Origin of the sequence: Paenibacillus pabuli, from assembly GCF_039831995.1 — a bacterium.
GTDB lineage: Bacteria > Bacillota > Bacilli > Paenibacillales > Paenibacillaceae > Paenibacillus > Paenibacillus pabuli_C.
In genome coordinates this window covers 1,557,044-1,570,288 of the sequence record NZ_JBDOIO010000003.1, presented here as the reverse complement: position 1 = coordinate 1,570,288, position 13,245 = coordinate 1,557,044, and the positions used below count along the sequence as shown (strand labels likewise).

General features: G+C 41.8%; 10 protein-coding genes and 1 pseudogene. 7 read left to right on the top strand and 4 right to left on the bottom strand.

Features of this window, described 5'->3' with window-relative positions:
• The first annotated feature begins 184 nt into the window (after positions 1-184).
• Positions 185-733: a hypothetical protein gene (locus ABGV42_RS08935; protein ID WP_347381363.1), complete on the top strand. Its 549-nt coding sequence runs from the start codon at positions 185-187 to the stop codon at positions 731-733.
• Between the two features lie 179 nt (positions 734-912).
• Here ABGV42_RS08935 and ABGV42_RS08930 read toward each other — a convergent pair whose 3' ends face one another.
• The 3 genes from ABGV42_RS08930 to ABGV42_RS08920 all read right to left on the bottom strand — a co-directional run bounded on the left by ABGV42_RS08930 (position 913) and on the right by ABGV42_RS08920 (position 3,928).
• Positions 913-1,458, bottom strand: coding sequence for a GerMN domain-containing protein (locus tag ABGV42_RS08930; RefSeq protein ID WP_347381362.1), 546 nt, complete (start codon positions 1,456-1,458; stop codon positions 913-915).
• Positions 1,459-1,489: 31 nt separating this feature from the next.
• On the bottom strand, positions 1,490-2,875 hold the full coding sequence (locus ABGV42_RS08925; RefSeq protein ID WP_347381361.1) for an N-acetylmuramoyl-L-alanine amidase family protein: 1,386 nt from the start codon (positions 2,873-2,875) through the stop codon (positions 1,490-1,492).
• Between the two features lie 684 nt (positions 2,876-3,559).
• Positions 3,560-3,928: a hypothetical protein gene (locus ABGV42_RS08920; RefSeq protein WP_347381360.1), complete on the bottom strand. Its 369-nt coding sequence runs from the start codon at positions 3,926-3,928 to the stop codon at positions 3,560-3,562.
• Positions 3,929-4,428: 500 nt separating this feature from the next.
• Here ABGV42_RS08920 and ABGV42_RS31865 point away from each other — a divergent pair.
• From ABGV42_RS31865 to ABGV42_RS08905, 4 genes and pseudogenes are all read left to right on the top strand, one after another.
• Positions 4,429-4,653: pseudogene (locus tag ABGV42_RS31865) on the top strand (hypothetical protein); the annotation flags it as partial.
• Positions 4,654-5,305: 652 nt separating this feature from the next.
• The gene (locus ABGV42_RS08915; RefSeq protein ID WP_347381359.1) at positions 5,306-6,592 is read left to right on the top strand and encodes a sensor domain-containing protein; all 1,287 of its coding nucleotides are present in this window, start codon (positions 5,306-5,308) and stop codon (positions 6,590-6,592) included.
• Positions 6,593-7,177: 585 nt separating this feature from the next.
• Positions 7,178-7,549 carry a hypothetical protein gene (locus ABGV42_RS08910; RefSeq protein ID WP_347381358.1) on the top strand — a complete coding sequence of 124 codons (372 nt, stop codon included), beginning with the start codon at positions 7,178-7,180 and terminating at the stop codon, positions 7,547-7,549.
• 854 nt (positions 7,550-8,403) lie between these two features.
• Entirely contained in the window at positions 8,404-8,790 is a 387-nt protein-coding gene (locus ABGV42_RS08905) for an ABC transporter substrate-binding protein (protein ID WP_347383188.1), read from the top strand.
• A 70-nt stretch (positions 8,791-8,860) separates the two neighbouring features.
• Here ABGV42_RS08905 and ABGV42_RS08900 read toward each other — a convergent pair whose 3' ends face one another.
• Entirely contained in the window at positions 8,861-10,858 is a 1,998-nt protein-coding gene (locus ABGV42_RS08900; protein ID WP_347381357.1) for a beta-galactosidase, read from the bottom strand.
• Positions 10,859-11,168: 310 nt separating this feature from the next.
• Here ABGV42_RS08900 and ABGV42_RS08895 point away from each other — a divergent pair, with 310 nt between their 5' ends.
• A complete protein-coding gene (locus ABGV42_RS08895; protein WP_347381356.1) occupies positions 11,169-11,846 on the top strand; it encodes an SOS response-associated peptidase in 678 nt (225 codons plus the stop codon).
• 236 nt (positions 11,847-12,082) lie between these two features.
• Positions 12,083-13,213 (top strand): NADH-dependent flavin oxidoreductase, encoded by a 1,131-nt coding sequence (locus ABGV42_RS08890; protein WP_347381355.1) that lies wholly within the window; start codon positions 12,083-12,085, stop codon positions 13,211-13,213.
• Positions 13,214-13,245: the final 32 nt, after the last annotated feature.

Genomic DNA, 13,245 nt, shown 5'->3' with positions numbered 1-13,245 from the left:
AACAGGAAGAACTGTAAAAAATACCTGGATTAGCGTACAATAAAGAACGAGAGTATCACTTTAAGCTGTTCATTTTACGCTATCTATGCACCTTACAGCTAAGGACATCAGTGTTACTATAGGGCGATGCGACCAAGTTACGGAAATACAAGAGAAATCATTACTTCATAAGGGTGGAGAACGAATGAATAAAAAATGGATAGTTGTTATTGTTTTAGTTCTGATTGTTGGGGCGGGTACTATTGGATATGTAACAACAACAGAGAACAGTTCAATGGTCGAAACAGAGGGGCCACAATCGCCTTCTGAAGAAACAAATAATTCTATCGACTATAAATCAATAGGAGATCTTCCCGAGACTCTTTCTTATAAACGTCTGTTAGCAGCTGCAGATGAATGGTATGTTGCTCCACATGGTCCAATTAAACCAGATGATGCGGGTAAGGTTGCAGAAATTGAATTCCCTGAAACCCAGCCTCAATCTTTAACCGAGTTATTAGCTGAAATGGCAGCAATGTATCGAGGGGAGACACCATTTACTCAGGCTCGCATCGTTTCTTTTGAGTATTTTTCGAGTATTGAACCGATTTCGACTGAGATTGAAGAATATGGACCATTGCCAATCCCAGACATAAGCGACGCAGATAACCAGGATATTCGTGTAGTTGATATTGAAAATGCATATAAAAACTTCAAAGCATATGTTAATAATGTTAAAGTTATTACATCATAAAACTAAAAATAGGTGTTTCCTGCATTCTACAGGGTCACCTTTTTAATACTCATGGTATCCGTAGTGGCCATCCTCAGCTAGCTTCGTACTTTGAGTGCCTATGCCCACTACATTTGATCCTTAAATAAAAACAGCCGATTCTATTTAGAGATTCGGCTGTTTTTTCATAGGGTGGAATGTTATTTACGGGTTAGTGGATTTTCTAATTCCACATGGCCCATTAAACTCTCAGTTGCATTTCCGTCAACAAGCAGATCGATACTTGTAACTTCATCAAACTGAAAGAATGTTTCTTTCAAAGCATCGATAGCTAAAAGTTCGCCTCCAGATCCTAACCTTGCTTCATCCGGAATATGCACATCTAATGTCAATTCTCCTTGATCAAATTCAGCTGATAGTAAATCAATATTTTTCCATAAAGGAATCAGTTCGGTTTGATCGCTACTTTGAAGGGCTTCGTACGTCTTACTATATTTTTCGGAGTCCTCTTCGAATGCAATCTCTATCTTACGTTGTTCAAGTTGTAATAGTTGATCGTCGGCATAAAAAACACCAATTTCTTGAGTTTCTTCGTTCTCCTCTTTCTGACTAGTTGTTGTCACTGGTGCAGTATTTTCAGGAGCAGAACCCTGCACTGGACCAGAAGAAGTAGGTTTGCTACCACAACCTATCGCTAGTAAGCTTATGGAACAAATAGCAATAGCTAGATAGATTCCTTTTTTCATAGAAGCACATCCTCTTGAATTATTCGTCATTCTATAACTTCAGATACTCTTTGATACCATCCACAATGGCTTGTGCAGCTTTGTTTTGATTGGTTTCAGACATCATGGCCTCTTCCTCAAGCTTGTTACTTAAAAATCCGATTTCTAAGAGAACCGCAGACATTGTTGTTTCTCGGATAACCTGGTAGTTTCCGTTCTTTACGCCACGGTCTTTAAATCCCAAGGCTTTGATCAATTTCTTGTGAATGATGTTTGCTAGTTCTTTACTACTTTCACGTTGGTAATAAAACGTTTCAGTTCCTGATACTTGAGGAGCAGAGGTGACGCTGTTACCGTGTATAGATACAAACACATCTGCCTTAAGATCGTTTGCAAGCTTCACACGTTCCGATCGTGTAGGGTAGATATCCGTCTCACGAGTCATAATTAATTCTATATCAGGTTCCTTTTCTAAAAGTGCCTGTACTTTAAGGCCTAAAGCAAGGGCAAAATGCTTCTCAGGTTTTTTGGTGAAGCTTATTGTACCTGGATCACTTCCTCCATGCCCTGGATCAATAACGACTATTTTTTTGCCACTGTTGACAGGAGTCGGAGGTGCAGGATCGTTTACCATACTCAAATCAAGAATGAATTTGCCGGCGATGGTTTGTGGAGTATAATTAACCGAATTTACATTGTTTAATTCAATCACGATACGAACTTGAGCAGGATCATTTTTGAAAAGAGAATAGCGTACCTCAGTAACATTTGGAAAGTCGCTCGTATCCAACTTTCCGATGGCTCCTCCAGAGGGTACTTGTCCCATATTACCGAAGTTGGTAGAAGGGAAATCCAAGATAATTCGTTCAGGATTTTTTAGTGTTGTTATGATTGGAGTAACCTCATGGTCTAATGAAACGACAAGTTGATTATTGGCATAGTTTATATCATGAACCAGGTTGGTAATTTCATCACTGCCATTAGCGGGCGTAGATGGGAGTGATGTACTACTAGTTAGAGTAACAATCTTGTCTTTGTTACTCCAGCCAACTCTCAGACCCATCTCTTCACTAACAAAACGAATGGGAACGACAACCGTATTCTTGATCATCTGTGGAGCAATGTTAAGCTTCACGGTATTGTTCTGGACTTTAGCCTGCTCTTTTCCAACGGTCAGTTGAAGGGCATTAGAACCTTGTTGGATATTGACATTTTGTGTTTCTTGATCCCATTTCACATTGAATTTTAAATTTTCTGCCACTACTCGAATTGGAATCATGATGTTGTTTCGTACATTAACAACTTCAACATCATCCGGTAAACTTAGTTCCTGACCATCTAAGATAATTTTGGTCTGATTTGAAGCAGCGTGAGTATGCATGGGAATCAGAAAGAGTAGCAGTGCACTAAACAATAACATAAGTATAGATTTCTTCATTTTACACCTCGGTTTTTATTTGCGTAATACTAAACTTCTAGCTGAATGACATGGTTACAATTCAAATTACATCTATGAGAAGGAATCACAGGGAAAAATAACCTAATAATTAAATTGATCAATTCAATAGGAGTGTGAACTGATGTTGTTATGAGATTTAGAGGTATCAAGTTAGCGGGGACAACAAAATCACCTCCATTAACCCGCAAGTTAGTTCAAAAGCTGAAATGACAACTACGCACTTATGACACCATTCTACAATTATACATATTTATCCTGTGAATCCGTATAAGAAATTGAAATATATGTAACAAAATCTTTTTGGATAAACTGTACTATTAACTCGAGACCATCTACGGGTAACCAGAATTTACTATATCATCCTATTCACTAATAAAACGCTAAATCATCCATAAAAGTTGCGGAGGAAAATGGGTTTCATACAATTTTATTCAATTATGGTTTTTTGGTGGAGTACATCTTGATGAAATGCATTGATGAGATTGTTGCAAATGTATAAGGGATGAAAGCCTTACAGGAGAGTGGACTTTTTGTAAAAACACGTTGTTAATGGAGGGGCAAAACTACACACCCCAAACCCTTCAGCTAAAGGGTTTGGGGTGCTGTAATCCTTATTAAGGTTTGTTTAAATAAACAATTAGAACGATTTAGAGCTTGAAAGAATCAACCGTATTCAACCAGGTAAGACGCTTGGATCCATCCCCATTGTGAAAATTTGTAGCTATATACATTGACCCAAGTGACACCGTTTACAACACGTGTTTCATTACCATTCACCAAGTCACCAGCATAGAGAGAGCCGATATACTCACCAGTAGGGGAAGGTGTCTTCCTGAAGTTGGAAGCTGCATTTACCTGCCAAGTGGTCGACATAATTGTAACAGTGTCAGATCCGGGTTGTGCAGTGATTTGGACATCCGGGGTGGAAGGAGCTATTCGATCAGTAATTCCTTCCGATGCAAATGCACCTGTTGCAGGGAGCAGCGCTGTCGCGGACACTAGGGATACAGCAATAAATTTTTTCAACATCATCACAACTCTCCTTTTTCAATGATTGTAGTTATCTTATAGGATATAATAGGACGTATTTGAGGGATATAATACATTTTAATCTAGTAATTTACTTATATCCTTATATATTCCAAATAATATACATACATAATATACCATATAATCTTATATTATGGAAACTGTTTTTGCTTAATGATCTTATTCTTTCAGTCAGGTGAATGACTAAACTACTAAGAAATACAAATTTGAATAGATTGTTAAGCGAAGTTTTCGGGGGGAGATTACAATTTTTAATAGGATAGTGAACTGGTATAATTATAAAATAAGGAGAATGTTACTAGGGAAGATAAGTAATAAAGGGTTAGCAATTTGGGCGTAGTTGCGTTTGTTATATATTTTTCTTTAATGATATTTAGAAGGACTCATTATGAAATTTATATATTAAAAAAGAGATGATACCTTGGAATAACAGGTATGATTTCTTTTTTTAATATCAAGGCCAATACGGGGTTACTGTTTATAATTTTACTGTTGCGGAACATCACACATATTACGTTACTGATCTTGGTATTTGGGTGCATAATACGCAGTGTAATGTCACAATCTCAAAATCGGCGGCAAGGACAGAAAAGAAATTGTCACCTGAAGCTAGAAAGGGTTACGATGCTGCTATACTGAGTTTATCAAGAGGGGATTGGAGAGGATTAAACGCTCATCCGCTTACAGGTAAGAGGAAAGGAAAATGAGCATTAGACATGAAAGGCTCAGGAAAAGGTCGAGGAGTTATGGGAAAGTATCTGTAGGCAAAAAATTCAGGAAGCTTACACGGAGTACATGAAAGTAATTAAAGATAAAAAGTAACCGACTATAAGACCTCAGGGGTGTTCTATCCTTGAAGTCTTTAGTTACCTAAAAATGTGGATGGTGATATTATAAACATCACAAGTTTGGAGAAATCCATTTAGGCCAACCTCAGTATGTAAATACTGACCCGAAAAGAAGCTTTGATTTATTTGGCTCAAGAGGATTTTAGTACAGGCAACTATTCCTGGTTCTCGAGAGATTGGAGGCTCAGAAGAACCTATTCTACCGAATTATAATTGAAAAGGTAAATGATAATTCTATCTGATCATTATAAAGAGGAAATAAGTCGAATTTGATTCAATAAAAGTGTAAGGGTGACTAGTAAGGTCTGATCTTTTAAAGGATATAGACTATAGACGTATGTGAAAAATTAGGCAAGGGCAGCTGTACAATGTGTTCATCAAGTAAATGTTAACTACTAATCCTACTGGTACTGGTTAATTTTAGTAATATCATACGAAGACAAAATTTGCTAAAATATCGTATAGTTATTCTACTAATTCAGCGATGCTAGCGGAGGATTGATCGGGAAGTATGAAAGAATTTTTGAGCGAGCAGTCCATTGAGGCATTTAGATCGATCATTAATCACAATCCAGATGCCACCTTTATTGTATCCAATGAAGGAACGATCGAAGAAGTAAATGAAGGGGTTACGGAGTGTTTAGGATTTCAAAAGAAAGAAATCATGGGTTCATCCTACAAAGATCTATTTTGTGAGCATCAGCTTGAGTTGATCAGCCAGTATTTTGCTGAGGTTTTAAAAGGAGCATCCTGTCAATATGTTGCCGAAGCACACCATAAAAATGGAGATATTGTTTACTTGCAAATTAAGCAAGTTCCTTTGTTTTTTGAAGGGAAGGTCAATGGTATTTTTGGAGTGGCTAAGAACATTACGGAGTACAGGCAGTTGCTTAAGGCTTTGAAAGAAAGTGAAGAGCGCTATCGATTGTTAGCCGATAACTCACTAGACTTAATCCAGTTGATCAATCTGGATGGTATTGTGGACTATGCCTCTCCTTCTCATAAAATGGTGCTTGGTTTCGATCCAAAAGAATATATGGGTAAATGGGTATTCTACCAACCCAATGGAGATGTGGACGACAAGTTTCGTACAGTATTTATGAGCATGTTGCTTTTACGAAAGCCCTTTACCTATGAAATAGAGCGGCAGCATGAACAAGGCTATCCCGTATGGCTCGAGATGAAAGGAACACCCATGTTCGACGAGAACGGTGATTTTAAAAACATGATGCTCGTCGGAAGGGAAACTACGGAGCGGAAAAAGCACCAAGTTCAACTGGAACAATTAAGTTATCATGATGCACTTACCGGTGCCCCAAACCGGAGATATCTCAATAAAATATTGAATGATGCTTTAAGTAAAGGAAGGACAAACGTTGGTCAACTAGCTGTCATGTTTGCGGATCTGGACAATTTTAAACAGATCAATGATACATTAGGGCATGATGCAGGTGATGAATTACTTCGTCAATTTGTGAAAAGGGCAGGATCTTGTCTTCAAGAACACGATGTTTTAGCCAGAATGGGGGGTGACGAATTTGTCTTTGTACTTCCAGAGATCAAGTCTTCCTCAGAAGTAAGCCTTATGGCTGGAAATATCTTAGAAGCGTTACAGCTTCCTTGGGTATTAGGTGGGGAGGAGCTCTACACGACTTCCAGTATTGGCATTGCCTTTTATGAGGAAAAGGATACAGTAAAAGAACTGCTCCAAAAAGCGGATGCAGCACTTTATCTTGCCAAAGCAGAAGGGAAAAATACATATCGTACTTACTCCTTCCGTGACTCGTCACTATCCTGAATGGGTACTAGTGAATGAGTTCTTCACGGTGTGTTTACACTGAATATGAAAATGACATATTTGATACGACAGCGCTGATCCATTTAAAAGGGACGGCGCTTTTGTTGCCTTTACACGGTGTTAAAAGATGATTATAAGCAGTCAGACGCGCTGCCTACGTTGGTAGGATCACGCCTCCGCTGCCAAAAAGGGTTGTAATCTGAATCAAGTTGTCGATGGTAAACTTCAGATCAATTCAGTCATCGATAGACCTGTCAGTTTATTGTCTGCAATATATAAAGTAGGAGTTTGGAAATTTACGACCCGCTTTATTATGTCTATGCGGATAGGGAGGGAAGGGAGAAAGTCCGCAAGTTTCTAGAACAGGATCGCACCTAAAATAATCACAAAGAGCACTAATCCTTAATTTAGGAGACAGATGTCTTTTTTTATTGGGAAAAAGTTACAAGAAAAAATTTCCATATCATATGTTTATATGGTATATTATGTATGTTCCTCTTATTTACATATATAAGATGAATAGTAAATAGAAAGGAGAATTCTATTACATATTTAAAAATCCAACCCAAAAGGAGACTCTTTAAAATGTTAAAAAAATTAATTGCTGTTTCTTTGGTGGCTGCAATGGCACTTCCGGTAACTGGAGCTTTTGCATCGGATAATCCGACGGATAGAATTAGACCTAATACTCCTATTAATTCAAATATCACAGCCGCACCAGGAAATGACGAAATTTCCATTAAGGCTTATACATGGACTGTTAAAACTATAGCAAATATTAGAGCAACCCCATCTCCAACGGGAGCACATGTGCTCACTGTATATCCGGGCTACCAATTGTTTGGTCAGCATGGTGGTGAAGTATTTATTGTTAACGGACAGGAATGGGTCTACGTTTGGAACAGTGCTAATGTAGGGGGCTATATATTGCTCTCAGCTCTTGAAGAGACAGGTTAATACTTATCAGAGTATTAAGTATAAAATGAAAAACTAAAAAAAGATCCTATCGCAAATTGGATTGAGCGATAGGACCTTTTTTGTTAATTTTATTTGTATAATGCTTTATTTCTTATCCATATCAACTTTAATCAACAGGACTGCGTGTAACTCAAGTTAATTTCAATTCTGCTATAATGGAGGGCGCCAACGTATCGATGGTTTCTCTGATGAAGATGAGGCACATTATATTTTAAATGAAATTGAAAGTTATTGGAGAGGAGTTCGATACTTGAAAGCTTAGAAACCGCTGAAGAGTATGTGCTGCCAGAGGGTCTGCTTCCTTTTGCGGGTGATGTATACAGCTTCGACTATGGCCATTGTGGTTCCAAGGTGGGACCTCAATAACATATGTGTATAGGGAAAAGTTCTCTGTCACCCATCTTGCCCATCACTTCAAATAATTTACAGATAGACTTTTAATAGCTACCATAGTACATATAGCATGTTGTAAAATATGGTTCTGTCTCTGTCTCGTCTCACTTGTATGAAAATCAACGAAATACAGGCTATTGTTTTTGCTAGTATAGTTTTAATTCTTTTAATAAGAACCTTATTACACAGCGAAAAGATCTGGATAAAAGAACAAGCTCACGAAGTTACAGTTATTCTTTATAAGAATATACGTGATATTAACTTGAGATCATTTTCAGATTGTACTGATGTCTTGGAGGACATATTAAAAGAAATAATTTGAAGGAATTGATTGGATGTAAATACTGACCAATAATTATAGGAAGTTTCGGTTGAAAGATAGACTGTTTAAAGCTGAAGCCATATTCTCTGTCATGCAGGAATATGATCGATAGGTCTTTATTTTTGGAAACCAGTCGGGACGAGGGGGGCGTAACTTATACGAACTGCTTGGGTTACAAGCACCTAAGACAGTTCCTTCTGAGTTGATGCAAGGGGCATATCATGAATTTTCCATCGAATTGCTCTCCAAATACGCCGGAGATTATATGGTTTTGACCAGCCGCGCACAGTTGGAAGAGCTTCGGGCAGACCCGGTATGGGGTTCATTGCCTGCGATCAAGAACAATAAGGTATACATATGGACGGAGGAAGAGTCATGGTTCCGTGATCCGATCGCGTTGCTCAAGCAGACACAGGATCTGGCTAACTGGATCATTGAGCTTAACACAGAGGACAACGAGGGTAATTCGAACAAGTCTTACGCATGGTTTCCACTTAGATGTTAAGGCCCGGGTGCATTTCACTTGCACCTCGGGCCTTTTCTTGTAAGAACACATGATTCGAGGAACGGGATGCTTACTCCGTAATCTCTACAATTTCAATATCGTAGGCACCGAGTTCCAGATGAGGGCCTTTACTTGTGCCATCCAGTGCACTCGTATAGGTAGTCTTCAACTGAATAGAAACAGGTTCGGGGCTCAAGTTCAGTATAAAACGAAACGATCCATTCGGTCCGGTCCGGGTGGTTATCTGTACCCCGTCAGGTAGAGCCTCAATTCCCGCAAGCTCGCGATTGTCTCCAATCGTTCGCAGCAGCCTGCGCAAATACGCCTCTTCCGGCTGGGTGGCTAGGTAATAGACTTCACCCTTGCCCCATTGGTTCCGCGTAACCGCCGCACTTTCTGCGTAGAATTGATCCGCATATACAGCGACTGGTTGTGCCGAGTCCAGTTCAAGCACATCTGCCCATTGGGATGCGACGTAACGATTGCCCTGATCATCTCGAATCGTAATAGTGTCGCCGCCTACCGGGTCATATTCGGTCACTCTCACACCGGAACAAGCGGACAACAAACCCGGAAGCGGGGCCATCACGCATACATTATGGTCATCCTTAACGCCCGAACGATGTGTTAGGATCAGGGTTCCTCCTGCTGCTGCAAAAGCCTGAAGTCGCTCTGCAGTTTCCTCATCCAAGAGGTACAGATGAGGAGCAATAATGATCTTGTAGCCATCCAGTGGCGCGGAAGAGTGGATGACATCCGTACTGATTCCCAATTTGGTCAAGGCACGGTGCCATACTTTTATGTTTTCGTAGTAGTTCAATCCCTCTGCCTGAGGTTGAATATGCAGGGCATATAATTGCTCATGCGAATGCAGGATGGCGACTTGATTATCTAATGTTGATCCTTGAAGACGTTCGCCAAGTTTGTTTATCTCCGTGCACAGCTGCTGGAATTCTTTGAACCGCCGACCGGGAACATTGCTGTGGTCTATTAGGCCATGCCAGAACTGTTCTGCTCCTACCGTTGCACTCCGCCAGCGGAAATGTACAACCGCATCTGCTCCACGAGCTATGGTCTGCCAAGAGTAAGCACGCAGAAACCCTGGACGTGGTGCGCGCCACATCGGAAACCAGCATCCTGGTGGTCCACTAAGCTGCTCCATAATCCAGAAATTGCGGCGTTTAATGCCGCGTGTCAGATCCAGAGACAGCGCACCACTGTATGGTGCCGTATCGGTTTTGTTCGGTGACGGATTCGGATAGTAATCAAAAGACGCAAAATCAAGCTCTGCTGCAATCTTATATTGATCTGCCTTTTGGGGATAACTATGGAAATTGTGCGTGACCACATGGTCAGGACAATTGCGGCGAATGATGTCTACCTGAATCTGTTGAAATTCGACGATGGAATCCGACTGAAAACGGGAATAGTCCAGCAGAAAAGAAGGATTCTGAAACGTGGAACCCCCATAAGGCGGGTTGATCTGTTCCCAATCACTGTATTCTCCGCTCCACACAACAGTGCCCCAACGTTGATTAACTTGTTCCAGCGTGGAATAACGCGCACGAACCCATTCGCGAAATGCTTCTGCACAGGCGGTACACTGGCAATCCGTGAAGCTGAATTCATTGTCTGTTTGCCAGCCCACCACACCCGGGTGCTCGGCATAACGTTCAGACAGTTTCTGTACGATACGTGCACTGTACGTTCTTATGCTCGGACTATTATAGCAGCGGTGCCCACGGACACCCTCGTGGTATCGTTGACCACTTGGCAGTACGGGCAGGATATCCGGACATTTCTCAGTAAGCCAGCGTGGTGGTGTCATGGTAGGGGTTCCGATCATGATCTCTAATCCATGACTGTGCAGAATATCCAGAGCCTGATCAAGCCACTTCCAATCAAACTGCCCATCTGCAGGCTCCATGCGGCTCCACGCAAATTCACCCACACGCACAATATGTACACCGCTATCAGACATCAAACGGGCATCCTGTTCCCACAGAGCAGGGTCCCAATGCTCGGGATAATAATCGACGCCCATTCGAACGGGACGATTGAATTCCATATGAATTAGCTCCTTTATCAGCGAAATAATAAACCGCATATGAATCAATTTCATATGCTTGGGACGGTCATATCAACAACATCATTCTTGTGAACATAAGGTACTCTAACTCATTGTATAATGGATGTTTTCAGCGGAGTATAACATCATGTTGTGATATTTAGTATGATCTTGTCATTTTCATAACTCTCTCGAACGTACCGTGCTGTACGCATTGGTTGCGCATCAATTCTTTGGATGTTGCCATGCATAATTTCCCTGTAATAACAAACAATACAATCAAATTCACACAGGGAAGGAAGCGTTAAGCATGTGCAACCGTTTTTCATTGGCAGCGGATTTGGATGAGGTGAGGGACCATTTCAAGATTGAGCGTGTGATGTATTACTATAAGAACCGATATAACATTAGTCCAACGCAGCATACGCCGATCATTTTGCACCAGGACGGTGAGCGGGTATTGGACGAGTTTCGCTGGGGGTTTATTCCGTTCTGGGGGCGCGATGCCGTAAATGCGAACCTGATGACCGTTCATGAGAACCCATCCTACTACAAACTAGTGGAAACGAAACGGTGCGTTATCCCGTGTAACGGATTGTATTACTGGCGCCAGGAAGGCAAAAAAAGTTATGCGGTACGCGTGGTTATGCCTGATCGGGGATTGTTTGGGATCGCAGGGTTATATGAAATTTGGAAAGACACCCGCAAGCAGCCGCTTCGCACCTGCACAATGCTCATGACCGGTGCCAACATGGTAACCCGGGAATTCGGCAGTAAAATGCCGGCGATTCTCTCGGAAGATGAAATCAATACCTGGCTTGACCCGTCCAATACACGGGTGACACAACTGCTGCCTCTTCTCAAGTCGTACAATACGACAGAAATGAACCTGTATCCTGTAACACCCATGGTAGCTAACGATGAACATGATTGTTATGAATGTGTGGAAGAGATGGACCTGAAGCTCGCATATGTGCGCAATTTCTAATCGCATTTGATGGATGGGTCTCCAAGGGCGGAGTGCAGCAAGACACTTCGCCCTTTTTGCTGTGAGCTTGATGAGACTCGGATGTGTTTAATGAATCAAGGAAATAGATCGTTTAAACACAGTCTGAAAATGAAAAGTTGAAATATGGAGTAATAGTAACTATAATGGTTACAGTAATCGAAATATGTATTCATATATCTATTTAAAGAGATATTATAATCAGGAGGGAACCCCAAATGAATCCAAAGTATAGCCAAATGTTTGAACAAGTTTCACTACCAAGCGGCATTAGTCTCAAAAACCGGATTGTACTCGCTCCTATGACCCATATGTCCTCTAATCCTGACGGTACCGTCTCGGATGCAGAACTGGCTTATTATGCTCGTCGTACTGGCGGTGCAGGCATGTCCGTGACGGCGGTAACGTATGTTACACCAAACGGTATCGGATTTCCCGCGCAATTTGCTGCGTATGACGATAGCTTCGTTCCCAGCCTGAAACGCCTCGCTGACACGATCAAGCAGCAAGGTTCCAAAGCAGTACTTCAAATCTTCCATGCTGGACGTCTCACTCCGGAACAAGCTGTACCCGCTGGTCAAGTGGTTGCGCCGAGCGCCGTTGCCAGTGAGCGTCCAGGCTCACCTGTACCGAGAGAGCTGTCTGACGAAGAAATTACGTCCATCATCAACGATTTCGGTGAAGCGACACGTCGCGCCATTGAAGCCGGATTCGACGGTGTTGAGATCCATGGTGCGAATGGTTACTTGATCCAGCAGTTCTTCTCCCCACATTCTAATCGCCGTGAAGACCGCTGGGGTGGCAGCATTGAGAAACGCCTGACATTCCCGCTGGCCGTCGTAGATGAAGTGCAGAAGGTTGTAGCAAAACATACCAAGCTTCCGTTTATTGTCGGATACCGTTTCTCTCCTGAAGAACCGGAAACACCAGGGTTGACCATGGAAGAGACCTACGCACTCATTGACGCGCTGAAAGAAAAGAATCTGGATTACTTGCATGTATCCCTGAACGAGTTCTGGTCCAAACCACGCCGCGGCGAAGCAGACCATCGTTCCAGAATGGAGTTCATCCTGGATCGCGTAGGCGGCAAATTGCCGGTTATTGGTGTAGGTGCAATCCATACGGCAGACGAGGCAGCGGAAGCTCTTCAGAGCGGCGTGCCACTGCTAGCCATCGGACGTGAGTTGATTATCGAACCGGACTGGGTGGAGAAAATCGAGAGCGGACGCGAGGAGGATATCGAGACCGTTTTGACAAAAGCGGATCAGGAGCGTCTGGTTATCCCTGACGGATTGTGGAATGCCATTATTAACACACCGGGCTGGTTCCCTTTGGCAGACGTTAAATAATACATCTCAGCATTTTAGGGAGGGAGCACAGG